25 protein-coding genes are annotated in these 26,929 nt (G+C 70.9%); 4 read left to right on the plus strand and 21 right to left on the minus strand.

Annotated features, from left to right (window positions below):
• Positions 1-162: 162 nt before the first annotated feature.
• The 8 genes from VFW66_08285 to VFW66_08320 form a co-directional block, all read right to left on the minus strand.
• A complete protein-coding gene (locus tag VFW66_08285) occupies positions 163-1,977 on the minus strand; it encodes a methanol/ethanol family PQQ-dependent dehydrogenase (protein HEX5386680.1) in 1,815 nt (604 codons plus the stop codon).
• 504 nt (positions 1,978-2,481) lie between these two features.
• Positions 2,482-3,471 (minus strand): beta-ribofuranosylaminobenzene 5'-phosphate synthase family protein, encoded by a 990-nt coding sequence (locus VFW66_08290; protein ID HEX5386681.1) that lies wholly within the window; start codon positions 3,469-3,471, stop codon positions 2,482-2,484.
• Positions 3,468-4,037, minus strand: a complete 570-nt coding sequence (locus VFW66_08295; protein ID HEX5386682.1) for a DUF447 domain-containing protein — start codon at positions 4,035-4,037, stop codon at positions 3,468-3,470. The genes VFW66_08290 and VFW66_08295 overlap by 4 nt, the downstream gene beginning before the upstream one ends.
• Positions 4,034-4,756, minus strand: coding sequence for an aminodeoxychorismate/anthranilate synthase component II (locus VFW66_08300; protein ID HEX5386683.1), 723 nt, complete (start codon positions 4,754-4,756; stop codon positions 4,034-4,036). The genes VFW66_08295 and VFW66_08300 overlap by 4 nt, the downstream gene beginning before the upstream one ends.
• Positions 4,753-6,243, minus strand: a complete 1,491-nt coding sequence (pabB, locus tag VFW66_08305; protein ID HEX5386684.1) for an aminodeoxychorismate synthase component I — start codon at positions 6,241-6,243, stop codon at positions 4,753-4,755. Before pabB ends, VFW66_08300 begins: the two co-directional genes overlap by 4 nt.
• Positions 6,240-7,670 (minus strand): DUF6513 domain-containing protein, encoded by a 1,431-nt coding sequence (locus tag VFW66_08310; protein HEX5386685.1) that lies wholly within the window; start codon positions 7,668-7,670, stop codon positions 6,240-6,242. Before VFW66_08310 ends, pabB begins: the two co-directional genes overlap by 4 nt.
• Before the next feature lie 26 nt (positions 7,671-7,696).
• Positions 7,697-8,059 carry a 4a-hydroxytetrahydrobiopterin dehydratase gene (locus tag VFW66_08315; GenBank protein HEX5386686.1) on the minus strand — a complete coding sequence of 121 codons (363 nt, stop codon included), beginning with the start codon at positions 8,057-8,059 and terminating at the stop codon, positions 7,697-7,699.
• 30 nt (positions 8,060-8,089) lie between these two features.
• Positions 8,090-8,878, minus strand: coding sequence for an SDR family oxidoreductase (locus VFW66_08320; GenBank protein HEX5386687.1), 789 nt, complete (start codon positions 8,876-8,878; stop codon positions 8,090-8,092).
• 85 nt (positions 8,879-8,963) lie between these two features.
• Between VFW66_08320 and VFW66_08325 the strand changes: the two genes are divergently transcribed.
• From VFW66_08325 to VFW66_08335, 3 genes are all read left to right on the plus strand, one after another.
• Positions 8,964-9,713: a (5-formylfuran-3-yl)methyl phosphate synthase gene (locus VFW66_08325; protein ID HEX5386688.1), complete on the plus strand. Its 750-nt coding sequence runs from the start codon at positions 8,964-8,966 to the stop codon at positions 9,711-9,713.
• Positions 9,714-9,889: 176 nt separating this feature from the next.
• On the plus strand, positions 9,890-12,988 hold the full coding sequence (locus VFW66_08330) for an EAL domain-containing protein (protein ID HEX5386689.1): 3,099 nt from the start codon (positions 9,890-9,892) through the stop codon (positions 12,986-12,988).
• 118 nt (positions 12,989-13,106) lie between these two features.
• Positions 13,107-13,412: an SWIM zinc finger family protein gene (locus VFW66_08335; GenBank protein ID HEX5386690.1), complete on the plus strand. Its 306-nt coding sequence runs from the start codon at positions 13,107-13,109 to the stop codon at positions 13,410-13,412.
• 13 nt (positions 13,413-13,425) lie between these two features.
• Here VFW66_08335 and VFW66_08340 read toward each other — a convergent pair whose 3' ends face one another.
• Together VFW66_08340 and VFW66_08345 are read right to left on the minus strand one after the other, a co-directional pair.
• Positions 13,426-14,019: a hypothetical protein gene (locus VFW66_08340; GenBank protein HEX5386691.1), complete on the minus strand. Its 594-nt coding sequence runs from the start codon at positions 14,017-14,019 to the stop codon at positions 13,426-13,428.
• A complete protein-coding gene (locus VFW66_08345) occupies positions 14,016-15,041 on the minus strand; it encodes a hydantoinase/oxoprolinase family protein (GenBank protein HEX5386692.1) in 1,026 nt (341 codons plus the stop codon). Before VFW66_08345 ends, VFW66_08340 begins: the two co-directional genes overlap by 4 nt.
• Before the next feature lie 21 nt (positions 15,042-15,062).
• Between VFW66_08345 and VFW66_08350 the strand changes: the two genes are divergently transcribed.
• Entirely contained in the window at positions 15,063-15,878 is an 816-nt protein-coding gene (locus tag VFW66_08350) for a HisA/HisF-related TIM barrel protein (protein HEX5386693.1), read from the plus strand.
• Here the strand turns inward: VFW66_08350 and VFW66_08355 are convergent.
• The 11 genes from VFW66_08355 to VFW66_08405 are packed head-to-tail and all read right to left on the minus strand — an operon-like array spanning position 15,851 to position 26,927.
• Positions 15,851-16,354, minus strand: a complete 504-nt coding sequence (locus tag VFW66_08355; GenBank protein ID HEX5386694.1) for a 6-carboxytetrahydropterin synthase — start codon at positions 16,352-16,354, stop codon at positions 15,851-15,853. The two genes, VFW66_08350 and VFW66_08355, sit on opposite strands and share 28 nt — an antisense overlap.
• Before the next feature lie 16 nt (positions 16,355-16,370).
• Positions 16,371-17,222, minus strand: a complete 852-nt coding sequence (locus VFW66_08360; protein ID HEX5386695.1) for a triphosphoribosyl-dephospho-CoA synthase — start codon at positions 17,220-17,222, stop codon at positions 16,371-16,373.
• Complete coding sequence (locus tag VFW66_08365; protein ID HEX5386696.1) at positions 17,219-18,112, minus strand: RimK family alpha-L-glutamate ligase; 894 nt, start codon at positions 18,110-18,112, stop codon at positions 17,219-17,221. The genes VFW66_08360 and VFW66_08365 overlap by 4 nt, the downstream gene beginning before the upstream one ends.
• 5 nt (positions 18,113-18,117) lie before the next feature.
• Positions 18,118-18,918, minus strand: a complete 801-nt coding sequence (locus VFW66_08370) for an EthD family reductase (protein ID HEX5386697.1) — start codon at positions 18,916-18,918, stop codon at positions 18,118-18,120.
• A 44-nt stretch (positions 18,919-18,962) separates the two neighbouring features.
• Positions 18,963-19,928 carry a methenyltetrahydromethanopterin cyclohydrolase gene (mch, locus tag VFW66_08375; protein HEX5386698.1) on the minus strand — a complete coding sequence of 322 codons (966 nt, stop codon included), beginning with the start codon at positions 19,926-19,928 and terminating at the stop codon, positions 18,963-18,965.
• Positions 19,910-20,737, minus strand: a complete 828-nt coding sequence (locus VFW66_08380; GenBank protein ID HEX5386699.1) for a formylmethanofuran dehydrogenase subunit C — start codon at positions 20,735-20,737, stop codon at positions 19,910-19,912. Before VFW66_08380 ends, mch begins: the two co-directional genes overlap by 19 nt.
• Entirely contained in the window at positions 20,734-21,681 is a 948-nt protein-coding gene (gene fhcD, locus VFW66_08385) for a formylmethanofuran--tetrahydromethanopterin N-formyltransferase (protein ID HEX5386700.1), read from the minus strand. Before fhcD ends, VFW66_08380 begins: the two co-directional genes overlap by 4 nt.
• Positions 21,678-23,336, minus strand: coding sequence for a formylmethanofuran dehydrogenase subunit A (locus VFW66_08390; GenBank protein ID HEX5386701.1), 1,659 nt, complete (start codon positions 23,334-23,336; stop codon positions 21,678-21,680). The genes fhcD and VFW66_08390 overlap by 4 nt, the downstream gene beginning before the upstream one ends.
• Positions 23,333-24,628, minus strand: coding sequence for a hypothetical protein (locus VFW66_08395; GenBank protein HEX5386702.1), 1,296 nt, complete (start codon positions 24,626-24,628; stop codon positions 23,333-23,335). Before VFW66_08395 ends, VFW66_08390 begins: the two co-directional genes overlap by 4 nt.
• Complete coding sequence (locus VFW66_08400; protein HEX5386703.1) at positions 24,625-25,875, minus strand: ATP-grasp domain-containing protein; 1,251 nt, start codon at positions 25,873-25,875, stop codon at positions 24,625-24,627. The genes VFW66_08395 and VFW66_08400 overlap by 4 nt, the downstream gene beginning before the upstream one ends.
• Positions 25,872-26,927 carry a DUF1464 family protein gene (locus VFW66_08405; protein HEX5386704.1) on the minus strand — a complete coding sequence of 352 codons (1,056 nt, stop codon included), beginning with the start codon at positions 26,925-26,927 and terminating at the stop codon, positions 25,872-25,874. Before VFW66_08405 ends, VFW66_08400 begins: the two co-directional genes overlap by 4 nt.
• Positions 26,928-26,929 lie beyond the last annotated feature (2 nt).

A 26,929-nucleotide genomic window follows, 5' to 3' on the forward strand; every position in this document is an offset into this window, starting at 1 on the left:
TCTGTGGGGTCGGCCTGCCTTAGTTCGGTCCGGCGCGCCAGACCCCGTGGTGCGCGAACGGCGCCGGAGCGGTCAGCACTCCGGCGCCGTCGCGTGTGTTTCCAATCTAGCCCCGTCGGGAGGCCGGTGGGGATGCCACCGGCCGGCCGAGGGTCCTGCGGGTTAGAGCGAGAATACCGTAAGCACGCCGCCCTGGTTGGTGAACTGACCGGCGTCGCCGAACGCGCCCAGCGCGCCCAGGCCCGCCGTCGGGTCCTCGGCCCCAATGCCGGCCGCCACACCGATGCCCGCCCAGCCGCCGATGCCCGAAAGCACGGCCACGTACTGCTTCTTGTCTGGGCCAAGATAGGTCATCGGGTTGCCGATGATGCCGGACGGCGTCTTGAACTGCCACAGCAGCTTGCCGGTCTTCTGGTCGACCGCCTTGAGCCAGCCTTCCATGGTGCCGTAGAAGGCGAGACCGCCGGCGGTGGTCAGCACGCCGCCGTACGCGGCCAGGTTCTCCTTGTCTTCCCAGACCACCTTGCCCGCCATCGGATCCCACGCAATGAACCGGCCGCGATTGCCACCCGGGCCGGGGAACATGCGCACGATCGCGCCGACGTACGGCTGGCCGGCCGAGTACTTCACCTCGACGCCTTCATAGTCCATGCAGATGTTGTTCGCCGGGACGTAGAAGTAGCCGGTGAGCGGCGAGTACGCGGAGGGCTGCTGGTCCTTGAAGCCGATCGCCGCGGGGCAGATGCCCTCGGTGTTGTGCTTCGAGGTCGTGCCGTACTTCGGGTCCTTCTTCGGGATGCCGGTGGAGAGATCCACGCCCGTGGTCCAGTTGACCGGACCGAAGGGCTTGGCCACGATCAGCTTGCCGTTGGTGCGATCGATCGTGTAGCCGATGCCGTTACGATCGAAGTGCGCCAGGAGCTTCTGACCGCCGTGCTCGAAGAGCACGTTCTCGTTGACGCCGTCATAGTCCCACTCATCGTGCGGCGTCATCTGGTAGGCCCAGACGACCTTGCCCGTCTCCGGCTTGCGCGCGAAGATGGTCATCGACCACTTGTTGTCGCCCGGCCGCTGATCGGGATTCCAGGTGCCCGGGTTGCCGGTGCTGACATACAGGTTGTCGAGCTCGGGGTCGTAGGAGTACCAGCCCCACGTGGTGCCGCCGCCGTGCTTCCACTCGTCGCCCTGCCAAGTCGAGACGCCGAGGTCCTTGCCTTTGTGCGAGGCGTAGTTCGCATTGGCGACGCCGTTCTCGATGCCGACTTCGTCGTCCGGACCCGTGCTGTACATGGTCCAGAGATGTTTGCCGCTGTTGGCGTCGAACGCCGAGACGCGGCCGCGGACGCCGAACTCACCGCCCGAGATGCCGGTGATCACGATGTCCTTGATCACGATCGGGGCGACCGTCATGGTGGCGCCCTGCTTGTAGCCGGTCGCCTCGGGACCCGCGTTCGAGTGATCGGGGTGCTTCACCTTCCACAGCTCCTTGCCGGTCTTGGCGTCGAGCGCCAGGAGCTCACCCTCGAGCAGGTTGATGTAGAGCTTGCCGCTCGGATGGTAGGCCAGACCGCGGTTCACCAGGTCGCAGCAGGCGATTGGGATCGCGTCGGGCGACTGGTTGGGCACGTACTTCCAGATCTGCGGCGCGCCGGGCTTCGACAGATCGAGCGCGTACACGATGTTGGGGAAGCTCGTGTGCACGTACATCACGTTCCCGACGACGAGCGGGTTGCCCTCGTGACCGCGCAACGTGCCGGTCGACATGGTCCACGCCGCCTTCAGGTCCTTCACGTTCGCCGTCGTGATCTGCTTGAGCGGGCTGTACCGCTGCAAGCTGTAATCACGCCCGGTGATCTGCCAGTCGCCCTCGGGCGCGTTGCGGGTCCACTCCCCGCCGCGTGCCTGGGCGTTGGCGACGGCCGCGAACGCGAGGCTCGCAGCGACGCCGGACAACACCTGCCGGGTAATGCGGTTCATAACTGACCTCAGGATGAAGGGTGATTCTCCTGCTGTACAGCACCTACGTGGTGTTGCGTTGCCCTGCGTGGTGGTGCGCTGTGGGTGGTGCACTGCGTGAAGCGTGCTGCGTGAAGCGTGCTGCGGTGGAGCGCTCTGCCGCCTCGACTCGGTGCGGCGCGGGTACCCCGGAAACCCGCGCCCACCTGCCGGGGCCCTTACGACCGAGCAGCCGGAGTTCTCCGCTCGATCACCGGCCCCGCCGCGCGGCCTCGGGGGCCGGGCCACAAACTCGGGTACGCGGGCATGGAACCGGTTGGATGCATGCCTCGCTGGAGGCATGACATTGATGTACGCCTAAAAGGGCCGTTGCGCCAGACCGGCCGCACGGGAAACCCGCGATCACACCTTTGGTCAAACCGCCGCCCACGTCTGACGATGAGGGGAAAGACGACCTCGGGTACTCCGGCTTCTACATGTTTATGCGGACTTGGGGCTCCACTATATCGCCCGGTTCCCGAACTGTCAATCAGCCAACGGCTTCGATCCGGCCGGCCAGGCTCGGGCCCCGTGGTTCTGAAAGGTGCCGCTCACGACAAGACCTCCCGCGCCCACCTGGCTGCGGGCGCCGGCGGCCAGCGAGTCCGCGCGCGCCGCGCCATCCGTCAGTGCATAAACAGTTGGACCCCAGGAGCTTTGCCCCACGCCGGCGGCCCCGCCGTCGGCCAGATATCGGACCAAGCGCGCGGTCTGCCCGGGCGCAAAGACCCCACCCTGCGCCGGCGCGAACCAGCCGCCCGTGATCCGCTGAATGATGGAGAGCGACTCGCCGAATGCCGTCAGATCCGCCTCGGCGACCGCCGGCAGCAGCCGCATGAGAACTTCATGCGCGACGCGCTCCACCTCCGATGCCGGCGGCGCGGGGAGACCCCGGAACGCGTTGGCCTCCGCCGCTCCGCTCAGACCGGACGCCGCATCCGGCACCGCCACCACATAGTGCCACGACGCGGGCATTGGGTGCCGAGCCAAAAGCGGCGCCACCTCGTTCGAGCCGGCCCGCCGGCCCCCTTCGAGAATGAAGCCCCCGGCCTCGAACGCCCACGTGCCGATCGCCGAGCGGCGCCCGCGCTCGACCGCCCGCGCAAGGTCGGGGGCCGACGTGGGCAGGCCATACAACTCGGCCAACCCGCGCGCCACGGCGAGGGCGAGTTGGGTTCCCGAGCCGAGCCCGGCATGCGCGGGGATAGCGCGGTGCACGCGAATGCGGGCACCGCCCCGGACGCCAGTGCGCGCGAGATAGCGGCGGGCGAACTCCGCCGCGCGTCCGCCGTCCGGACCTTCGGCCTCGATCGCGTCGGCGGTCTCGGCTTGGAGCAGGAGCGACGGGGTCGGGATCGCGGCGCCGATCCCGCCGAACCAGCGCCCCAGGTCGCCCCGCAGGTCGAGCACGCCAAAGTGCAGACGGGCGGGCGCCTCCACGAAGACGCGTCCGCCCGTTGCAGGCCGGCCGCTCACCCGGCCGACCCGGCGAGTGCGCGTTCCACGTACGCGCGAAGCAGCACCCACGCCTCCCGCTCGCGCGGCCCGGCGGTCTTCTCGACCAGCACCTCGAGCCGCGCATAGTCGCCGCGGATCTGCGCCGCCGGCAACAGATGCACTCGGGTCGCGAGGATCGCTCCCTCGAGCACGGCATGGCGCGCGCGATTGAAGCCGATGAAGTCCCGCCGGACCCCGCGGTGCACCACCCGCGCTTCGATCCGCGAGCGCGGCGGCGTGTCGTCGAGCGCGGCGACCTCGAGCTCCCGCCAGGAGCAGGCCGCGGCGAGCACCACGCCGCGCACCCGCGCCGCCGGTTCGGCGGCAAACCGGGGGCTCCCGATGGCGCTCTGCGCAAAGAGCAGCACGTCGTCGGTGGTGTTCACCACCGCCGCACCCGTCGCGCGCAGGTTGCGGAACGTCGTCGTCTCGAGAAACGGCTTCAGCACGATCACGTCCTCGCCCCACTCGACACCCATCGGCGCGAAATTGACCGTGCCGGCCGGGTCCATCGAGGTGACGATGCTCTCGATGATGAGCGTCATTCGCCAGGCGTCCGGGGCGGGGGCGCCGCGTACCAGGGCGCTTCGTGCGCCCGCGGCGCGCTCCGCCGATCGAGTCCCTCGCGCGAGGGCTGGTAGCCCAGGCCCGAGAGGCCGAGGCCGCCGTCGGCCGTTGGGGGCAGCGCGTCGGGCGAGGCGTGGCCGTGAAGGAATCGGGCCAGCATCGGATACCCATACTCGGTGAGCACCGACTCGGGATGGAACTGCACGCCGGTCACGGGATGCTCCGCGTGCTGGACCGCCATGATCTCGCCGTCCTCCGCGCGCGCCGTCACGCGGAGTGAAGCCGGCAACGATCCGGGGGCGATGACGAGCGAGTGGTAACGGGTGGCGGTGAGCGGACTCGGCAGGCCGGCAAAGATGCCGGTGCCGTCGTGGTGGACGCGCGACGTCTTCCCGTGCTGCGGACGCCCGGCCCGCACGATCTCGGCGCCGTAGGCGGCGCCGATGCACTGGTGGCCCAGGCAGACGCCGAGGATGGGCGTCGTGGGGCCGAAGCGGCGCACGAGCTCAGTCGAGATTCCCGCCTCGGCCGGCGAGCAGGGCCCCGGCGAGATGATGACATGCGACGGCGCGAGCCTCTTGATTTCGTCGAGGCTCAGCGCGTCGTGGCGGCGCACTACCGGCTCGGCACCCAGCTCCCGCACGTAACGGGCGAGGTTGAAGACGAACGAGTCGTAGTTGTCGATGAGGAGGATCATCGCTCCGCCAACGCCCGGATGATGCCGCACGCCTTGTCCAGCGTCTCGCGGTACTCGGACTCCGGGTCCGAGTCGGCCACGATGCCGCCGCCGGCCTGAAAATACATCCGGCCCCCGGCCGCCACGGCGGTGCGGATGGCGATACTCGTGTCCATGGTGCCGGAGACGCTCAGGTATCCGAGCGAGCCGCAATAGATCTTGCGCGTCGAGGGCTCGAGCTCCGCGATGATCTCCATAGCGCGCACCTTGGGCGCGCCGGTGATCGACCCTCCGGGAAAGGTGGCGCGCAGGAGATCCACAGCGTCGGTGCCGGGCTCGAGCTCGCCCACGACGGTCGACACGAGATGGTGCACCGTCGGGTGTTGCTCCAGCGCGAACAGCTCCGGCACCCGCACCGTGCCGGGGAGGCAGACGCGTGACAGATCGTTTCGCAGCAGGTCCACGATCATCACGTTCTCGGCCCGGTCCTTGTCGCTCTCTTCGAGCACGAGGCCAAGCAGCGCGTCGTGCATCGGCCCGAGTCCGCGCGGGCGGGTGCCCTTGATGGGGCGAGTCTCGACCCGCCGGCCTTGGAGCCGGAGAAACCGCTCGGGTGAGACGCTCAAGACCTGGGCGCCGCCGATGTCGAAGTACGCGCCGAAGGCCGCCGGATTGGTCCGGCGTAGGCGCCGGTAGAACGCGAACGGTGCTTCGTCGAGCGGCGCCGTGAAGCGCTGGGAGAGATTGGCCTGGAAGATGTCGCCGGCGAGGATGTACTCCCGCACCCGTGCCACCGCGGTGAGATAGCCCCGATGGGTGAACGTCGACCGGAGTCCGACCTGTTCCGCGTGCTCGACTCCGACCACCGGATACGATGGCGCCCCCGGGCCGGCGAGCGACTGCGGCCGGGCGGGGGCCGGACGGCGCCCACTGTGCGTCGTCGCAGTGGGGCTACTCTCCTCGAGCCTCGCACGGACCATCGCGAGCCGCTCGGCGCCACGCCGCGCGCGTTCCCCGCCCGATTCCGGCAGGCCGGTCGAGATGATCCACGCCGCATCCTGCTCGTGGTCCCAGGCGAGCACCCAGTCGTAGAGGCCGAGCACGACGTCCGGTATGGCGAGGTCATCGAAGCGCGGGGTGGGGAGCCGCTCGAGCACGCGGCCATAGTCGTAACCGATGTATCCGGCGGCGCCGCCCTGAAACGGGGGTACCCCTGGCATCGGTTCGGACGCGAAGGGCGCGAGCATCGCGTGCACGGCGGCAAGCGGCTCATCGGCGACCGCGGTCCACGCTCCAGCCGTGGCGTCGAATCGCTCACTCCGGGCGCCGCGCCCGCGAATGACGGCGGCCGGATCCGCCGACAGGAACGAGTAGCGCCCGAGCCGCGCGTGCTCCGCCGTGCTGTCGAGGAGGATTGGCCAGGGGAGGTCGAGAAACCGCTCCGCCGCATCGGCGGGGTCGGGCGTCCCCTCGAGGCGGACCGCGAGCGGGAGCGCCGCGCCGCTCATTCCGCGTCAGCCGCGGCCGAGCGGCGGCGATGCGACCGCTGGGTGAGCTTCACGTGCTCGGAGCGCCGGTCGTCGGGCGGTGTCAAATACCCCCACGAGAGCGCGCCTTCCTGGCGATACGTCTTCCCCAGCGTGATCGCGAGCCGCGCCTTCATGAGCTCGCGGCCCAGATAGAATGCGTGCGTCGCTTCGTCCACGCCGAGCTGCGTGAAGATCTCCTGGATGTCGGTGCCGCGCACGAACAGCTCGTCGTTGAACACGGTGATCGTGTCGCGGTCGGTGAAGATCCGGAAATTCGGGTCGGTCACGGCCGCCTGCAGCTCGCGCAGCTCGGCCTCCGTGTAGGCCAGGACGGCCGGGTCCTTCACGGTGACGAGCCGGTCGTCCACGCCCTTCGGGATCCGCTGCTCGGCGATGGCATAGTGCATGAGCCGCCGGGCGATGTCCACCTCGCGCACGGCGCCGTGCGCCCACGGAATCACTTCGGTCGTGAGCACCGCGCGCGCGCCCACCTCCTGGGCGATCGCCATGAGGATGGCGTTCACCCCGGTGGTATCGGCCGCGGTGAGCTCGGTGATGTTGCCGATGCCCATCATCTGCCCGCGCCCCGGATAGCGCCGGTGCACCTCGGCGTAGCGCTCGAGCGAAGCGAGAAAGCCGAACCCGATCGGCTCGATGACCGGATCGATGAGGCAGGGAACGCCCCAGGCGTCGAGCCGCTCGATGTTGCGGTCCAGCGTGTCGAGTCCGGCACCGAAGTCAGGAATTACCACGACGCGGGCGCCGTGCTCCGCCGCCTCGCGCGCCACATCGAGGTTCGAGCCGTTCACGCTGAGCACGAGCTCGGCGCCGTGGCGGACAGCACTACGAATCTCCTCGGGGTCGAACGAATCGATGCTTACGCGGAGCCCGGACGCGCGGAGCTCCCGCACCACGTCACCGAGCGAGGGGAAGGCGACACCGGGCGTGCAGCCCACGTCGATGATGTCGGCGCCGCTCGCCGCGAAGTAGGCGGCGGCGTGCCGGATCTCCTCGCGCGAGAGCTTGGGTGCGTTGTTGATCTCGGCGAGGATCTCGATGTCGTAGGCGCCGTACTCGGCGGCCAGGCCCGCCTGGCCGAAGTGGCGCGGCAGCTCGCGCAGATCCTTGGGCCCCTTCTCCACCCGCACGCCGACCCGCTCCTCCAGCACCGCCGTGTCACCCTCGACGAGACCGGGCAGGAGGACGAGGTCGGTATTCGGTGGGACCTCGAGAAAGCGCGCGATCCACGGCGTCGTCATGAGCGCCGCGACCGTGATCTTCATGACCGCCACGTCGGCCGCGAAGGGGAACTGCGCCGCGGCGAGCGTGCGGCGCAGGGCGGCCTCGGCGAGCTTGCCGGTGACGAACAGGACGCGGCGGGGCGCGTCCGCGCCGAGCGGTGCCACGCCGGCCGCGCCGCCAGCGGAGTCGCCTATCGTGGCTCCCCCGGCCTCACCCACTTATTCGGCGTGCCCTCGAGCGCGCCGCCGGTCGGCCGCCAGAGCACCACGTCCTCGATCTTGCGGGCCAGCTCGAAATCCTTGTCGGTAATCCCGCCCGCCGCGTGGTTCTGCAGCTTCACGATCAACCGTCCCCACGTGACGCTGAGATCGGGGTGGTGGTACGCGGCCTCGGCCAGGTAGCCGACGGCGTTCACCAGCATCAGCGTGGTAGGCCAGCCGTCGGTCTTGTACACCCGGCGGATCCAGCCGTCCTCGTAGTACCAGCCCGGCAGCGCCTGCAGGCGCTCCGCGATTTCGGATTCATTGTAGGTGCGCTCTTTCGTCGTCGGCATGGCAGTCTCCTTGGTGCAGTCACGGCGCCGTCACATCACGACGCCACCGTTGATCATGATCGTCTGGCCGGTGAGGAACGCGGCCTCGTCGGAGGCGAGATAGACCGCGGCGCCGGCCACGTCGGCCGGCGTGCCCCAGCGCGCGAGCGGTGTGACGCCCACCACGTGGCCGCGCCAGCGTTCGTCGGCCACCTCACCGAACGCCGTCTCGATGAAGCCCGGCGCCAGGACATTGACGCGGATATGCGGCGCCACGTCCCGCGCGAGCGACTTGCTGAAGGCGAGCACGCCGCCCTTGGCGACGGCGTAGAGGCCCGGGTTCTCGCCCGCCATGCCGAAGGATACGTGGTCCCACGACATGTTGAGGATGACACCGCCGTCACCCTGCGAGCGCATCAGGTCCACCGCGGCCCACGAGGCGAGCACGGTGCCGCGGAGATCGACGCGGAGCACCTCGTCGAGCTTGTCGACTCGGGCGCGGCGCCCGGCTGCGCCGGTCAGGATGTCGGCGCCGGCGTTGTTGATCCAGACGTCGATCCGGCCGAAGGTCCGGCGAATGGCATCGGGCAGCGCGGCGATGCTCTTCTCGTCCTCGAGCGCGAGCGGCAACAACTCGGCACGACGCCCGAGGGCCCGGATCTGATCGGCCGCGGCATCCCCTCCGGCGCGGTTTGATCGATACGTGACTGCGACGTCGGCACCGGCGCGGGCACAAGCCACGGCGATCGCCTGCCCGATGCCGCTCGATGCGCCGGTCACGAGCACCGCCTTGCCCGCGAGCTGCCCGGCCACCGCCCCCCCTTCGCCAACCCTCGCCATTGCCGCACCTCCCCGACCGCTCGTCACCTTGGCTTCTAAGGGCCAACATACCATTGTGTTAGCATCTCACAAGGGAGCGCAGCGCATGCAACTCCTCGTGAGCGTCCGGTCGGCTGAGGAGGCGACGGCGGCGCTCGCCGGCGGCGCGGACGTGATCGATGCGAAAGATCCGGCGCAAGGCGCGCTCGGCGCGGTGAGCCGGGCCGCGCTTCGCGCCATCGACCGGGTGGTGCCCGCGGACGTTCCGCTGAGCGTCGCATTGGGCGAAGCTGCGAGTGCACGGGAGGCGGAGGCTCGCGTCGCGGCGCTCACGCTTCGCGCCAGACCGGCGCCGCTCTACGTGAAGCTCGCGTGCGCGGGGTGTGCGGACGGGGATCAGCGATATCTCACGCACATCCTCGCGGCCGCCGTCCGCGTCGCGCGCGAGCTTCCCGCATCACCGCGCCTCATTGCCGCAGCCTACGTGGACGCGAGCGATGGGAGTCGCGCGACGGATGCGCTGGTCGACGCGGCCGCGGCGGCCGGCACCGCGGGCGTGCTGCTCGACACCGCGCGCAAGGATGGGCGGAGCCTCCTCGATTGGCGCAACCTGCGTGAGCTCCGGCGCTGGGTGGCGCGGGCGCACGCTGCGGGCCTCCTCGCCGCGCTTGCCGGCAGCCTGCGCGCCGAGCATGTCCCCGTTCTCGCCGCGGTCCACGCGGACGTGTTCGGCGTGCGCGGCGCCGCGTGCGACGGCGGCCGCAGGGGGACGCTCTCCGGGCCCCGGGTGCGCGCCCTCAGGTCGCTGCTCGATGCGGTCGAGCCACCGCCCGGGCCGAGAGCCCATATCGGATAGCCCACCACCGCACGCGCTGCAAAGTCCCACACCGGCCCGCTCCCACCGCACCGACTCGGCAGGGTAAGTGGATTCCAGCCTGAGGTTTACGGCGGGCGCCCCGGGGGGCATGTCCCTTGCCTTCGGCGGGTCGTTCCTTCCTTGAATACCCTTTGACGCGGGCGGTCCCTCCCAGCATGGTGCTCCGATCGGGTCCACTCCGCAGCCGCTTCGGCCGGCGCCTTCTGGCGCTATTCGTCGGCTGCGCGCTCGTGCCGATCGGGATCCTCGCTGCGCTCTCCTTCCGGCACATGACGCGGCAGCTCGAGGCCCAGAGCGAGCGCCGGCTGCTGGAGAGCGACGAGGCGCTCGCGCGCGCGATTTTCGAGCGCCTGCTGTTGCTCGAGTCGACGCTCCGCAACGTGCCGCCGCGTGCCGTGGCCGAGCTGGTGGATCCGCCCAGGACCCCCAGAGCGCCGCGGTACGAGCCCGCGCGCCGGCCGGTCCACATCGCGGGCAACCGCACGCAAGGCGCGCGCGCCGACGGGCGAATCGCGCTCGGTGGAATCGCGATGCGGCGAGCGGAGGCTGCGCCTCGCCGCGTGAAGCCCGCACCTCCCGCGCAGGATCCCGAGACGGCGCATCTGCTCGCCGCCGGCATCGATCTGCTTGCGCGCCGCCGCTTCACGGCACTCGAGTGGTGGGGGCCCAAGGGCCGCCACACTGCGATCTTCGGCCGGTTGACGGCGATCCCGGCGCTCGACGACGCCGACAGCGCCGACGTGCTCGCCGGCGGCACACTCCTGCGCACCGGACGGGGCGAGCACGGGGCGCACGTCTACATGCTGCGCGCGCTCGACCGCGCCGGCGGTCCGCCCGGTTTCTTCGTGGGCGAAATCAGCCCGGAATACCTCTGGGGAACCCACGAGGAGAGCATGCCGTCGCCCGGCACCGCGATGGCGGTGGTGAACGACGCGGGCACGGTACTCACCGGATTCGCACCGAGGCCGACCAGCACCGCGTCGCGCGACGGCATCGTGGTCGACACCCTGACCCGCGGCGCGTTCGCATCGACCATCGGTGGGCGGCCGTATCTGTCGGTGCACTGGCCCATCGTGCTCCAGAAGACCTTTGCCGCGCAGAACTGGACCCTCGTGCTGAGCGAGTCGCAGGCCGCGGTGATGGAGCCGATGACGGACTTCCAGCCGACGTTTCTCCTCATCGTCGCCTTCTGTACGCTCGCGGTGCTGCTGCTCAGCGTAAGCCAGATCCGCCGCAGCCTGGTGCCGCTCGAGCGGCTGCAGGAGGGGACCCGTCGGATCGCGCTCAGGGACTTCGAGAGCCGCGTGGAAGTGTCGAGCCGTGACGAGTTCGCCGAGCTGGCCGACTCGTTCAACGGCATGGCGATGCGCTTGGGCCGGCAGTTCCAGGCGCTGGCGACGGCGGCCGAGATCGACCGGACCGTGCTCGCCGCGACGGACAGCACGGCCGTCGTCGACGCCCTGCTCGCGCGCATTGGCGACGTCTATCCTTGCCGCGCGGCCAGTGTCACGCTGATCTCGCCGGACCGCGCAGAGCCGCCGGTGAGCAGGGTCCAAGTGTGCGGCAGCGATGCGCGACAATATCCGGTGCCGGTGGCACTCGGCGGAGCCGAGTTGCGCCAGCTCGCGACGGGGCCCGAAATCCTCGAGCTGAATGCGGGGGAGGACCGGCCGGCGCTGCTTGCGCCCATTGCCGACGCGGGCGCTGAATCGTTCGTGATTCTTCCGCTCCGCTACCAGCGCCAGCTCGCCGGCGTACTCGCGCTCGGCGGGGCGCCGGGGCTCGAGTGCACCCCCGACGATCTGCTACAGGCGCGCCGGCTGGCCGATCAGGTGGCCGTGGCGCTCGCCAATGCGGGGATGATCGAGCAGGTACGCACGCTGGCCTACTTCGACTGTCTCACCGGGCTGCTCAACCGCTCGTCGTACACCGCGCGGGTGGATGCCGCCATCGCCGACGCGAAGCGCACCCGGCGGCAGCTGGCCGTCTACTTCGTCGACCTCGACGGCTTCGGCCGCATCAACGATACGCTGGGGCATGAGGCGGGGGATGAGTTGCTGCGCCAGGTCGCGGCCCGGCTGCGCGCGTCCAGGGCCGACGAAGAAACGGCGGCGGTGCTGTCGGCGGGCGCACCGAGCATCGACGTGGCCCGGCTCGGCGGCGACGAATTCGCCGTCGTGCTCGCCGGGCTCGACGAGGCCGACCAAGCGATAGCCTTCGCCCGCCGCACGCTTGCCGCTCTGGCCCCGCCGTTCCGCCTCGGGGCGCACGAGATTTTCATGACTGCGAGCGTCGGCGTTGCGTTTCACCCGGGCGATGGCGAGGACGCCGCGATGCTCCTCGCGCACGCCGACACGGCGATGTACCAGGCCAAGGGCCAGGGCGGCAACGGCTATCAGCTCTACGCCCGGTCGATGAACGCCGCCGCGTTGCACCGGCTCACGCTGGAGGGCGATCTCCGCCGTGCGCTCGAGGGCGACGAGCTGGAGCTGCACTACCAGCCGATCGTGGACGCCACCTCGGGCGGACTGGCCGGCGCGGAAGCCCTCGTGCGGTGGCGCCACCCGTCGCTCGGGCTGCTGCTTCCCGGCGAGTTCGTGCCGCTCGCCGAGGAGACCGGCCTGATCTGCCCGCTCGGTGAGTGGGTGCTGCGCGCCGCGTGCGCGCAGCACCGGGCCTGGCAGCAGGCGGGGCTTCCCCCGATCCGGGTCGTAGTGAACCTCGCGAGCCGCCAGCTCCGGCAGGGCACGCTCGTGGCCACGGTCCGGGAGGTGCTCGCGGAAACCGGTATCGCCTCGCGCCATCTGGGCCTCGAGCTCACCGAGAGTGCGCTGATGGATCGCGAGCACGAGACCCTTTCTGCGCTGCACGCGCTCCGGGCGATGGGCGTACAGCTCTCGATCGACGACTTCGGCACCGGATACTCCTCGCTCAGCTACCTCAAGCATTTCCCGGTGGACGCGCTCAAGATCGATCGCGCGTTCGTGCGCGATCTCGTCACCCGCCCGAAGGACGCCGCGATCACGGCGGCGATCATCGCGATGGCGCACGCGCTCGAGCTCAAGGTCGTGGCCGAGGGCGTCGAGACCGATGCGCATCTCGCCTTCCTGCGCCGCCTCGGGTGCGACGAGATCCAGGGTCACCTGGTGGGCCGCGCCATGCCGGCGGACAAGCTCGCTGAACGGCTCGCGAGCGGGCCGGTGGTGGGCCGGTCGGCCCGGCGGGCGCGGAAGGTGGGCACGCTCGGTCGCTGACGCTGTAAAATGCTGCCTCATAGCTACTTAGCATGGCTCTGCCCGCTTCCTCCTGCCCTCAAGTCCGGTTAAATTTCCGTCGTTCCGAAGCGTTGGACCGGTCACCTGGAGCAGGGCAATGATGGACGTAGCCATCGACTTCGCCGCAGCGGGCGGAGTCGATTTCAATCGGTTGGAGCGGGGTCTGGAGCTGCACCTCGAGCGGGTTGGCGTGGGACAGTACCGCGTGAGCGGCGGGGCCCAGGAGCATTGGGTGGATCTCGTGAGCGCGGTGCACCCGCGCTGCGACTGCGGTGATCACCTCTGGCGCGACCGAGTGTGCAAGCACATCCTCGCGGCGTTGCTGCGCGAAGGCGACGAGCGCGTGCTCGCGGCGGTCGGTGCGCTGGTGGTGCAGCTCCGCACGGCGGCCCGGGCGGCGTGAGGCCGGCGGCGCGCTAGCGCGCCAGCACCTCTTCCAGTCTGTCCAGCTCCGCCGGCCCGAGTACCACTGCGCGCACTCCCGCCGGCAGCACCTCACTGAACCCGCGATCCACCAGGTCCGCCGTGCCGCCCGGAATCGGCTTGAGCAGCACCAGGAGGTCGGCGTCGAGCGCGCCGGAAACGAAGGCCGCGATGCTGTCGCCGGTCACGTCCCAGGAGTGCGGCAGCACGTCGGCGGCGCGCATCCAGCGGAACGGCGCGAGCACCGGCACCTTGCCCGCGGCAAGCGCCTCCCGAATCCCTTCGCGCTCCCACGCGATGCAGCCGCCGTCGAGCCGATCCGCGATCACGCAGGCGTATTGATCCATCGCGAGAATCGCCATCCAGTGCGCGGTGGATGGCGAGAGGCCGAGCGCGGCATCGAGCGTCCGCACAGCGTCGGCAAACGGTCCGCCGCCCGGCACGACGATGAGCGGGCGCCGGCGCGCCGCTGACGCGATCGCGCGGGCCGCCAGGTCGAGGGCGCCCGGAATGCGCATCAGCCCGCCACCCAACTTGATCACCGTGAGCGGAAGCTCGCGCAGGTTGGCCATCGTGCCGCCCGTCACGCGGCGACCGTTCGCGAGCGGGCGAGGAGCAAGGCCACGGCGGCGGCGGGCGCCGCGCGTGCGGCGTCCATGCCGAGCCGCGCGCCAAGCGATTCCACCTCGAGCCCGGAGCGCCGCGCCGCTTCGGCGGCGATGAACTCACCCAAGCCGGCCGTCACGGCGAGGCGCAGCTCGGGCACGCGCGCCCGCACCTCACCGATCGCGTCCTGGAGCATTCCCACCTGGGCCTCGGCCACCGCGGCCGCGAGCGCGTCGATGTCGCTGTCGCACACCATATCGCGGTCGGCGCAGATCACCCGCGCGAGGCGCTCGCGGACGAATTCGCGCGTGGCCGGGCGGCCATCGGGCGCCGGCACGGTGTAGTCCTCGGGCGCGAGCCGGCCGAGCCAGAGGTGGACATCGCCGGCGAGGGCGAATCTTTCGGCAGAGACCCTCGCTAGCCCGCTGCGGAAAGGCACCCGCGACACGATCGCTTCGACCGGCGTGCGGAGCGCGCCGGTATAGACGAGCTCGCCGGATGCGAGTCGCGCGGGATCGGTTCGGCCCGTGGCGGAGACGGCTCCGCCGACGACCGGGATGACGTCCGTCGTGGTGGTGCCGGTATCGATGAAAATGCAGTCGGCAATTTCGGTAGCGATGAATGCCGCGCCTGCCACCCAGTTGGAGGCGGCCACGGCGAGCGGACAGTCGCGCGCATCCGCCGGCTGGCGAAACTGCCCGTCGGTACCGTAGACGTGAATCCGCTCCGCTGTCGCTACGGCATCGAGCGCCGTGAGCACGAACCGGACGCCCTCGCGCTTGGTCCGGAAATGCTGCGACAACTCGGCCGTCATGGTCACCGCGTGGTGGGTGCCGGGCCCCGCGCCCAGCCGCGCCGACACCTCGACCAGAAGGGGCGCGAGGCCGGCGGGGTCGCGCTGGATCTCGAACGGCGCCACCAGCGATCGGAGCGGTGTGTCCCGCGCGACACATGCCGCCTTGGTGTTGACGCCGCCGATGTCCCACCCGATGATCCGATCCATCACGCCTTCCGAGGCCCGTACATGGAAATCATACCGGTGCTCGACCTGGCGCATGGTGTCGCGATGCATGCGCGGGGCGGCGTCCGCTCGGCGTACCAGCCGGTGCGGTCGGCGCTACTCGACACGGCCCGCGATGCGCCGGGCGATGCGCGCGCGCTGGCGCGGGCGTACTGGCGCTCGCTTGGCACGGCGGCGTGCTATGCCGCCGATCTCGACGCCATTCAAGGGAAACCGATCCAGCGCTCGTTGCTCCACGACCTGGCCGCCGATCTGGCCGTGGACGGCGCGGGCGGCGAGCTGCTGGTGGATGCCGGTGTGAGCACCGCGGCGGGTGCGCGCCAGGTGCTCGCATGCGGTGTGACGGCTGTCGTGGTGGGTCTCGAAACCCTCCGCTCGTTCGCGGAGCTCGCCGCCATCGTCCAGGCCGTCGGCACATCACGCGTTGTCCTGAGTCTGGACCTCCGGGACGGCGCGCCGATTCTCCATCCGGCACTGCGCCGGGACGCTGCCGACTCCAAGCCGCCCGTCGAGCTCGCGGGCCACGCGGTCGAGCTCGGCGTCGGCACGGTGCTCATTCTCGATCTCGCGCGAGTGGGCGCGGGGTGCGGCGTCGATCTCGCGCTGCTCGACCAGGTGCGCCGGCGTTGTCCGCGCACGCGGCTCCTGGCCGGCGGCGGCGTGCGCACGCGAAATGATCTGGAGCGGATGGCCGGCGCCGGGTGCGATGGTGCGCTCGTGGCCAGCGCGCTGCACACCGGCCGGATCGGCGCAGCCGACGTGGCGGCGCTCCGCGGCCGGCGTGCGGCGGTTCAGTCGGCGGCGAGCACCTCGCGGTAGGTGGCGCCCTGCCCGAAGTTTTCCTCCACCTCGAGCTCGAGCAGCGTGAGGTGCCGGTGCCCCGCCTGATGGAGCTGGTCGCGCACGGCCGTGCCCAGATACTGGGCGAGCATTTCTGCCGTGGTGTTCGCGATCGGAAGCAGCGCGCAGTCGCCGCGCGGAAAGACGTAGGTCGGCTCCCCGAAGTAGTCGACCCTGAGCCGGTTGCCCTCTTCGTGGAACGCGAGCTTCGCGTTCCGGGTGGGGAGCAGTACCTTATGGTCGATTTCGTCCACCAGCGTGCGGACCATCTTCTTGAGCACGCTGAAGTCGAGCACGAAGAGGCACTCGTTGTCGATTGTGCCCTCGACCGCGATGCCCACTCGGTAGTTGTGCCCGTGGAGCGACTCGCACTGGTGGCCGCGAAAGGTGATGAAGTGGGCGGAGGCGAAGACGAGATAGTCCTTGTTCACCTCGACGCGAAAGCTGCTTTGCACGGGGACACTCTCCGAATCAGTGCCAGCCTTGCTCCAAGATAACAACGCCTAGGGCGGCCGCGGTGAGATCGGCCGAGGTGCCGGGATTGCGACTATTGCCCGGGTCGCGTAGCTCGGCGTCGAACCGGGCGAGCGCTGCCCGGCCGGCATCGGTGCGGACGCCGCCGGCCGCCCGCGCGGCGCTGGCCATTCCGGACACGCGCTCCGCCTCGCCCCGACCCAGCTTCCGGGCAATGTGGCTGTCCGGGACGGCCGCGAGAATGCCAAGGTAGGCCTCGACCGCGGCATCCGTCCAAGTGAGGCCGTCGCGGCGCGCCGCGCGCACGGCCGGCGCGCCGAGCTCGAAGGTGATGGCGAAGTCGGTGACGTACTCGCGCGCGATGGAATCGCGATCGGCGGCGAGGGCCATCGCCTCGCGCAGCGTGACGGACGGCGGCTGGGCCACGTCCTGTGCAGCCGCGGTGCCGAGCCCCGCGGGGCGAGCGAGCCGGATGGCGTGGTACACGTCCGCCGCGTCGTGCACGGTGGTAGCCCCGAGCGCGGCTGCAACCTCGGACCGGAGCCCGCGACCGGGCTCCCGCGTGGCGAGCGCGGCCCGGCAGAGCGGCGCCAGCAGCAGGACGATGCCGAGGTTCGTATTGCGATCGGTGGTGCAGCGGGTGGCCTCGACCGCGCGGCGCACCGTCGTGCCCAGGGGTTCGTCGCCTGCGGCCGCCATCGCCGGCCCGATCGCGACAGCGCTCGCCAGAAAGTCCTCGTAGCTCGTGTCGTGGAACGGGCGTCCCGGCGACACGTTGCCGGGCTTGGCCGCGCTCGCCTCGACGAGGCACGCGAGCACGGCGGCGGCCCGCACCTTCTCCGGCGTCACCCGCGCACGCTCGCCCCAAGCAGGTGGTGCACCAGGGCACCCGCCACGTCCACGCCGGTCGCCGTCTGGAGACCGCGCCAGCCGGGGATGCCGTTCACCTCGAGCACGTACACGGTGCCGTCTTCCGCCGGGAGCAGGTCAACGCCCGCGTACTCCGCGCCGACCACCCGGGCCGCCCGCACTGCGAGCTCGGCCCAGGCGGGCGGCAGCTCGATCGGCCGCGCCCGCGCGCCGCGCGACACGTTGGTGCGCCAGCCGTCCGCGGCGCGCTCGATCGCGGCGAGGACCCGATCTCCTATCACGAACGCGCGCACGTCGCGCCCCGTGTGAGGCACGGTGCGCTGGAGATAGAACACACCGCGAATCTGTTCGACGGCCCGGAAGACGCGCCACGCGGTCTCCTCATCACTCACCCGCACCATCCCCAGGCCCATCGAGCCGAAGAGCGGTTTCACGATCGCGTCGCCCAGCGCGCGAAAGCATGCGATCGCTTCGTCGGGATCCTCGCAGACAAACGTCTCCGGCGTCGGCAGCCCGGCCCTCTCGAGGAGCGACGTCGTGTAGAACTTGTCGACCGTGCGCTCGATGGCGCCGGGCGAATTGAGTACGCGCACACCGCGGTCCTCCAGCCGGTGGAGCGCGTCCACCCGGAAAATGATCTGCTCCAGCGACCCCGCCGGAACGATGCGCGCGAGCACCGCGGGCGCGGCATCCAGCTCGACCGCGCCCGCCTCACTGCCACCCGCTCGGAGCCCGGACAGACTCCCGGCGCGCGCCACCATACTCTCGTAGCAAACCACGACCCCCTCGTGCCCCTCATCCGCCAGGGCGCGGCGCAGCTCATCGGTGTGCCAGCCCTGGCGGGAGGCCAGAATCGGGATGCGCGGCACCCGGCCTACTGCTGCTCCCCGATCAGGCCGACGAGGCCGCCGGTGGCGAAGTTCTTGAGATCGCCGCCCACCTGCTTGAACCCGTCGGTGGCCATCCCCTTCTTGAGCGCGTCCATCGAGGGGAAGCACAGCTCGGCCTGGCGGTATTCGGCCGGCGCGCTGCCGTCGAGGTTGCCGGTGAACTTGGTGAGGTCCGCGCGATTGAAGCCGATGTCGCCCTGGACGCGGCTCACCAGCGGCAGATGGTTGGCGGAGTAGTAGCTCTCGAACGCCGAGCTGTCCTTCGGGATGTGATACACGACGGCTACGAGCGCGGGGCACGCGGCGTCGCTCCTGTCGCCCGTCTCGACGGCCACGAGGCCCTCGAGCCCGCCCGTCGCGAAGTTCTTGAGATCCGCTCCCACCTTCTTGAATCCCTCGGTGGCCATGCCCTTCTGGAGCGCGTCCATCGACGGGAAATACAGCTCGGCCTGGCGGTAGAACGTCGGGTGCTTGCCATCGAGCGTCGAGGTGAATTTGGTGAGCTCCGCTCTCGTGAAGCCGATTTCGCTCTGGAGGCTGCTCACGAGCGGCAGGTGCTTCTCGGCGTAGTATTTCTCGAACGCGGCCGGGCTCTTGGGCTGGCGATACAGTACGGCGACGATCGCCTGCGGACCGGCCGCGGCGGGCGCCGCTTCGGGCGCCGCGGCCGGCTGCTCGGCGGGCGCCGCGGTGGTATCCGCGGGCGTAGCGGACTTGTCGGCCGGCTTGGCGCACGCGGCAGCAAGCAACAGGGACGGCAAGAGGAGCGGGAACAGGGGGCGCATCGACGATCTCCGGGCGTGAAGGGTGCACTCCGTCAAGCGTGACATCAGCCGCACGACGCGGCCAGCACTTCGGGGTTGAGCCGTCCCGCATGAAACGTCCGCCCGCTCTCCGTGCTGGTGAGCCAGACCTCGGCCGGGCTGAAGAGCAGCGGATCGATTTTGTAGAAGTCGCCCTCGTATCGCTGGAAGATGTCGTAGAACGGCACGCCGTAGTCGTGCGAAGCCGAAGCCGGAACCTTGGGCACGAGCTCGGCCAGCTCGTCGTCGCCCGCGTGGACGGTGTAGCGCGCCTGGCCGCCATAAAGAATGCAGTCGTTGGTCCGGCCGATGGCCCGGAGATCGTTCTTCGCCACCGGTGCGATCGGCGCGGTGCCGATGCCGCTCACGATCTTTCTCACGTCGAAGCCGAGCGTTTCCATCTTGTGGAGCCCGGTCTCCAGAATGCGGGCCGAAATCTGCACGCCGCCCGCAAGGCTCGCCGTCGGCGCGATGACGAAGGTGAGCTCGGGCGGCTGCATGCGCGCCTTGCCGGCCACCCAGTTTGCTACTTCGTCGGTCGGCAGCGTGCGGCCCTCGAGCACGAGCACACCGCGCTCCGCCGTCTCGGCGTAGCCCAGCTTTGCGAACAGCTCCTTCTCGACGCGTGCCTGCGCTCTGAGCGGCCCCGAGCCCATGGCGAAGTACTTTCCCACCGAGATGGCCCACCCCGCGTACTGCGACGCCATGCACGACACCGCGGGATGGTCGGTCCAGACCGTAACGCCCGCCCACGTCTCGCCGCCGATCTGGAGCGGACTGTAGGTGACGCTGCCGAGCCCGCCCATGCAGATCTCGGAGAGCGCAAGGCCGGCATCGAGGCCGCCCTCGGTCTCGACGCCCGCGTCGATGACACGGGCGCCGCTCGCAAGCGCGTGCACCCGCACCCGGAGCAGCCCCGCGTGGTCCTCCATCCCATCGGCAATTTCCGCAGCGAGCGCGTTGAGGTTCGGCGTCAGCGGTTCGGTGTCCATGCCAGAATCTCTCCAGCGCCCAGCTCGGCGAGGTCGCCGCTGTAGCGTCGATAGAGGCCAGAGGAATGCTCGCGCGGCGGTGCCATCCGGTGCCGCTCGGCGAGATGCTTGAGGAGGAATGCCACGTACTCGGGACGATAGGTGCAGGCGTACGCGTACGTGGCCGGGGGTGTGATGTTGCCGAGTGCGACGATGCTGCCGCGCCTGGACCACCGCCCGGGATTCGGACCCACTGCGCCGAACACGACCACGGTGCCCGCGATGACGGCGCGCCCGGCACTCTCACCGACGTCGCCCGCAACCGCGACCAGGCCGCGGCGCATGGCCGCGCCGGCCTCCGGGCCGGCCGAGCCGCGCACGATGACGACGCCGCCGGTCATGCCGCGCTTGGCACCTAGGGGCGCGCCGCCCGCGCGCGGCCCGACGTTTCCGCGCACGTCGAGCACGCCCCCGGCCAACTCCAGTCCGGCGCCCCAGCCGGCGTCGCCGTGCACCTCGATCCGGCCGCTCCGCATCCGCGCGCCGGTCGCGCGCCCCGCCGCGCCTTCGATCACGACCTCGGCGCCATCGAGGCCGGTGCCGAGTCCTTCGATCTGGGTGAGGTCGCCGGCAAAGCGGATGCGGTGCGAACGTCCGCCGCGGACCTCGAAAAACTCACCCAGCGGAACGAGCCCGACCGCGGCGACGCGTACGCCCTGGCGCGCGATCGCGCTTTCGTCGAGCTCGGCCCAGAGGTCGAGCGCCAGCGCGGACGCGTCCACTCGGCGGTCGAGCGCGCGCTTGAGCGTGAGGACGACTTCGTCGCTCATGATGCCGGCGCGGACGGCGAAGATGCAGCCGGCGACTCCGCCGCAGGCGCCTCGCCGCCCATGATCGCGCGCAGATGGAAGTGGTATGGACCGAGCTTGCCGCCGTAGTTGCCCGCGCTGATCGCGACCACGCCCTCGCGGCAGGCCGCGTCGATGCCGGCGCGCATCGCCCGGCTGATCGCCGGCGCGTCGAGGCCGTTGATGACGATTTCAAGGACCGAATTGACGCCCTCGGGCAGCGCCGTTTGCGTGACGGCGCGGAGCGTAGGGCAATACGCGTCGTTGGTCGAGGCGATCATCGTCTTCGAGCGGCGCGCGCCGACCTTGCTGCCGCTCCGTACGACGCCCCCGGGGAAGGGAAGGATCACGCCCGGCATGCCGTGCATCGCGTCGACCGCGGCCTCGGCGGCCGCGAGCGCGGCGCCGTCCGAGCGAGCGAGCATGAGGAAGTTGCCGCCGCCTACGGCCTTCTGCATCCCGAACTTTTCCTGCACCAGGAACTCGCCTTCCATCACGGGAATGCGCCAGAAGCGCTCGCCGCCGATCACCTTGCTCATCTGGAATCCGTCGCCGAAGTATCTGAGCGACGAACCGACGCCGATTCGGTCGGGTGCATCGGGCAGGCCGTCGTAGCAGGCGGTCGTGGGACAGGTGAGCACCGTCTGGCCGATGCGCTCGATCAGCCGCTTGGGCAGGTCGTCCTTGCCCATCGTCATCATGAGCACGCTTACGCCGGGCCGGCCATCCGGCGTATCGCTTGAGCCGAGCTCGCGCTCGATGGCCGCTTCGACCTTGCAGCCGATGACCGACGTGGCGAAGCCGGTGAGTTTGAGCGCCGCCGCGCTCACCCAGCGCGCGCTCGCGCCGGTGATGATGATCCGCGCCGCGCGCACGGTGAACGCCTCGGCGAAGGTGTCCTCGATCAACACGCCGCGGACATTCACTGGCGGGTCTCCACGGGGGCGCCGGGCACGTCGCGCACCGGGTAGTTGTCGAACGAGACCGTGGAGTACGCATCGAAGTGGCGCCGGATGTCGCGCAGCACCGCCGAGTCGTAAGCCGGACGGACGAAAAGCCGCCGGCCCTCGGGCGCGCGGCGGAGCTGGCCCTCCTCCACCACCACGCGGCCTGCCTTCACGACGTAGCGCGGGGTCGAGAACATGCGCGCGATGTCGGGCTCGCGTTGGTAGACGGTGGCGTCTCCGTCCGCGCCGACGCCCAGGTGTCCCTTGCTCGCGAGCCCGAGCAGGCGGGCCGGCCCGGCGCGGGTCACGATGGCGATCTCGTTCAGCGTGTACTCGCGCGCCAGCCCATCGGCCAGCGCGCTCCCGGCCAGCAGCTTCTGGTTCACCCGCGCGAGCTGCTCGTCGCGGGCCGAGCGGTCCATGAGAAGTTGAATGAGGCGGGGATATGAGAGAAATGAACCGCCATTGGGGTGATCGGTCGAAAGCACCACGCGCCACGGGTCCCGCGAGAGCAGGAAGAGCTCGAGCCCGATGGCCCACTGCAACGCGGAGACGGCGGCCTTCTCCTTGTAGGAGTAGGGGACGATGCCGCAGCCCGTCTCCAGCTCGACATCGATGTTGACCCACTTCCGCCCGCTGCTTGCGTGGAGCAGGTACTCGACCGGGCTGTCGGCGGTGAGTGTGGTGGCGGCGCCGAACATCGCCTGGCCCACGTCGGTGCTCACCTCGGGGTGGTCGTTCACATACTCGACGACGCGGGACGCCGCCGAACCCCACGGCCCCTTGCCGAATTCGCCGCCGTAGCAATGGAACTGGAGGTGAGTGAAGTGCGCCCGCCGCCCGGCCAACGCCTCCATGGTGGCGAGCGTGGTGGCGCTGTTGCCGGGCTGGCCCAGGTTGTTGCAGTGGATGTGCACCGGGTGCGGAAGCCCGAGCACATTCGCCGCATCCACCAACGTCTCGAGGATGGCGCGCGGCGTCACCCGGCTGGTGCCGAGCGCCTGGTCCAGGTCCGTGAGATTGCGCTGGCCCGACTTCCACGCCTCGATGCCGCCCGGGTTCACGACCTTGATCGCGTAGGCGCCGACCGCGCCGAGCAGCCAGGCGGCGTAGTCGCGCGCGCGGTCGCGCTCGCCGGCATCGATCTGGCGCAGCAGGTATTCGTCGTTACCCATGAGCGCGTAGAGGCCCGCGTCCACGATCGGCGTGTCGTCGAGCTCGTGGTGGCTGTGGCGCGCCGTGAGCGGAGCCACCGCCGCGTCGAACGCCGTGGTGTAGCCGAGCCCGGCGTACCGGTAGGCGGTGGTGAAGGTGGTCGGCAGCGTGCCGCCGGTGCCCGAGCGGGCCGGACCATCCCCGGGCGCGATCGGCGGCGCTGGCGCCGGTTCGGCCGCGTGCTCCTCGGGCAGGAGCCGCCTCGCGTGGTTGCACGCCGAGCTGGCAAAGTGCGCGTGGATGTCGACGCCGCCCGGCATCACGACCATGCCGCGCGCGTCGATCGAGGGCGCGTCGGCGGGAAGACTCGCCACGACGCGGCCGTTCTCGACGCAGACGTCGCGGACCTCGCCGTCCACGCCGTTGGTCGGATCGTGCACGGCGCCACCCCGGATGCGAAGGCGCTCGGGCGGGGTCATCGTGCGCCTGCGGGGGCCCCGCGATTCGCGGCGCTTGCCGCGACGGCCGCCGCAATCTCGTCGAGCACCGTCCCAGCGGACACGGGCCCCGGAAGCACCGCCGCCAGCGGCAGGGGGACGTCGTCCATGCGGTAGCCGGTGCCGCCTTCGTGGATCCCGGCGACGCCGGTGTCGATCGCCACTTCGGCGGCGAACGGCGCCTCGCTCGCCCGCGGGCCGACGACGGCCGTCGGCACCCTTGCGAGCATGCGTGCCACGGCGTCCGGCAGGAGACCCGCCGCGCCGACCACAAGTGCGGCCGCAATGGCCCCGGCCAGCGTGCTCGCGGGTTCGTCGGCGCGATAGCGCGGGTAGCCGGCGTCGAAATCCACGGCGAACGGATATCCCGTCTGCCAGATGAGCGTGGCATCGGCGCCCGACCGATTACCCCCCGCCCTGAGGCTGCTGAGGGTGCAGCGGGTCGGCCCGTTCAGCGCCTGCGCCAGGCCGATAAGTCCCTCGGCCCGCTCCGGCGAATGTCCCGCGGCCTGCGGCTCTGCGTCGTGCACGATGGCGACGTAACGCATAGCGGCCAGGCGGCGGACCAGTTCCGCCGCCGCGGCGAGCCCGGCATCGAGGCCGCCGAGCGCGCGCCCGAGCAGGGCGGCGCGCATGACACCGAGCGCGGCGATCTCCTTGTCCGGCGCGAGCGTGAGGCGCGCCTCGGCGTCCGCCGGGCCGCGCGCGCTGCCCACATCTGCCGCGATCACGAGGCGTCCCGCGCGCCCGCCCGGCACCTGCGTGCCAACCGGGTCGAGTGCGTAGCGCGACAGATAGCGCGGATAGCGTTCCGCCGGATCGACGGCCCAGAACAGCAGGCAGTCGGCGCGGTTCCGGATCTCGCCCAGCGTCGACGTCGCGCGCCCACGGCACTGCCCGGCGAGTATGCCCGCCGCCGCGGTGTCGCTGGTGACACTGTCGAGCCGCCCGCCCACGCGATCGGCCAGTGCGATGGCCCGGCGCTGCGCGGCGGTCGAGATGTCCGGCGCGAGATAGACGAGCACCGGACGGTCCGCGTGCAACAGCTCGGCGATGCGCGACACGGCGTCAGGGCGCGAAGCGGCGGCGCCGCGCAGGAGCACGCGACCGGGCACCCGCCCATCACCGAACCAGCGGAGGCCGAGCGGGCAGGCGTTCCGCGCTTCAACGATGTGCTCGCTCCCATCGGCGGCGACCGAGACGTCGATGTCGTCGCAGGCGCAGCCGCATCCGAGGCAGGTGGCATGCGCCACTTCGCGCACAGGCGCCGTCATGCGACGCTCCGCCGCATGCGCCCGCCGCGCCGCGTGTCGCCGCCTGCACGCATCTGGGCGGCGCGCACCGCAGCGGCCCGGCGCACGAGTCGGCCGCGACACGACTCCGCATCGGCGCCCTGCGCGAACACGGTACAGATCGGCTCGCCGGCGCCGATACGCTCGCCGGGATGCGGCACGTCGCGCACCGAGCCGTCGCGCAGCCACCGCCGCATGGGTCGGGCGACCATCCCCTCCTCCGCGAACACGACTGCCTTGCCGAACGTGTGCGCGAGCGGACGCAGGTAGGGATTCGTCGCGGGCAGCGTTCCCGCGCATGCCGCCGCGTGCAGCGCGAAGAGCGAGACGCCATGCGCCCGCTCCACCAGCTCCATCGACGCGGCGTAGCGCGGGTTCACCTCGACCGGCCAGGGAATACCGCCGCGCGCCACGAAATCGATCCCGTTCAATCCCACCACGCCAAACTCCTCGGCCACCGCCTGCGCGAGTGCCAGCGCGGCCCGCGCCAGCCGATCCTGTTCGTCGAACAGCGGCACCGGGCCGCCCGCGAGCAGACTACCGCAATAACGAAATCCAGCCACGCCGAACGCGCGATCCCCGATGAGCTGGATCGAGAGGCCGAGCGGCACCGCGCGCCGCCCGTCGGCGACGAACGAGATGGAGCCGGGCTGGCCGTCGATCCAGGCCTGCAGGTACGCGGCGCGCGTGAGCGGCATTCCCGGCGCCCACGTCGTGATCCCGTGGCCACCGCCGGAGCGGCGCGGTTTCCGGAGCCACATCAAGGACCCGGTTGTCGTGCGCACCGCCCCGGCGCGGACGGCCGAGGCGCGCACCGCCGGCACCTCGAAACCGCGGGCCCGGAGCGCGCGCGCGACGAGCAACGGATCGCGGACCCGCGCCAGCACGGCGGGCCCGTTTCCGAGCAGCGTGCGGCCGGCGGCGAGGCGCTCGAGGGCGGCAGGGTGATTCTCGATGTTCGACACGTACGCCGCCGCAGCTGCATCGAGCCGTTCGGCGGCCTCGGCTGCCGCGTCGGCGCTGTAGCGGAGCCCAAGATCACGGCGGAGTGCCACGGCGTGGGCGCACGTCGCGAGATCGACGTCGCCGTACGCGTCCACCGCCGCCACTCTGAGCCCCGCCATAGCAGCCGACTCCGCCAGCGCGCGCGCCGACACGCCCGCAATCACCACGTCAAAGGCCTGTGCGCCACTCACGGCGCCGGCCGCATCGCCCAGCGCCCGCCTCATGCGCTGCCTGCGAGCCCGAGCCTCGAGCGGGCCTGCTCGGGCGAGATGACGAAGAGATGGTCGAGCACCGTGCCGTGAGCCTCCCGAATACCGAGCCGCTCCATCAATCGTGCGTGGCTCCCGCCGCCCAGCCCGTCGGCGAGGATTGCCGCGCCCTGCGCGCCCTGCTTGGCCCGCGCGGCGAAGCCCGCGAGCCGCCGCACCGGAAGGCGTGCCACGAGGCGATCGGCGAGTGCCGCACGAAGGGCCGGGTCCTCCGCCACGCGCCCGGAGAGCAGCACCTCGCGCGCCTCGGGCGCGGAGACGTTGAGCCGCGCGACGGCCTTTGCCGCGCCTTCGAGCAGCGCCTCAACTGCCGTGTCTCGCAGCAGCGGGTTTGCCTCAATCATGGTGCGCACTCCACCGCGGAAGAGCATCGCCTTGCTCACCTCTCCCGCCAGAAAGGCGACCTCACCGTCGAGCGCGCCGGCTGCCTGCCAGCCCAGCGGCCCGCTTGTGCCCCCGATGCCGTCCACGATTTGCCCGCGCTCCACTGCGACTGCGGCCGTGAACGCGCCGCCCAGCTCGAGCAGAATGAACGATGCCGCGTCCGGCGCCGCGAGTTCGCGCTGCATCTGATCGGCGATCCCGAGCGCCGCCGCGCAGACCTTGTCCGCCGTGCCCAGATCCACCCGATTGAGCTTCCGGTGCGCCGGCACGGTGTCGAGGTGCACGACCCCCGGCAGAAAGACAAGCGGCAGGCGGAGCTCGGTGAGCCGCCGCACCAGCCGCCGCAGCCCGCCGATGCCGCCCGCCTCACCCGGCGGCGCGAGGAACGCGAGGCGCCACTCCGCGTCGCTCGCGTCGGCGGCCCGGACGAGCGGGAGACCGTATCCCGAGGGGCCGGCGATGAGATCGGGTTCGCCGGCGGTGCGCAGGTATGCGGCGAACGCATCCGGGTCTGCCAGCGCCTCGGCCGTGGGCCACGCACGGTCGAGCGTGAGCCGGCCATCGTCGAGGCCGCACACGTCGATTGAAACCGTGCCGGGGTCGATGCCGATGACCCGCGGCATCG

Source organism: Gemmatimonadales bacterium, assembly GCA_036279355.1.
In the GTDB taxonomy this organism is placed as follows: Bacteria; Gemmatimonadota; Gemmatimonadetes; order Gemmatimonadales; family GWC2-71-9; genus DASQPE01.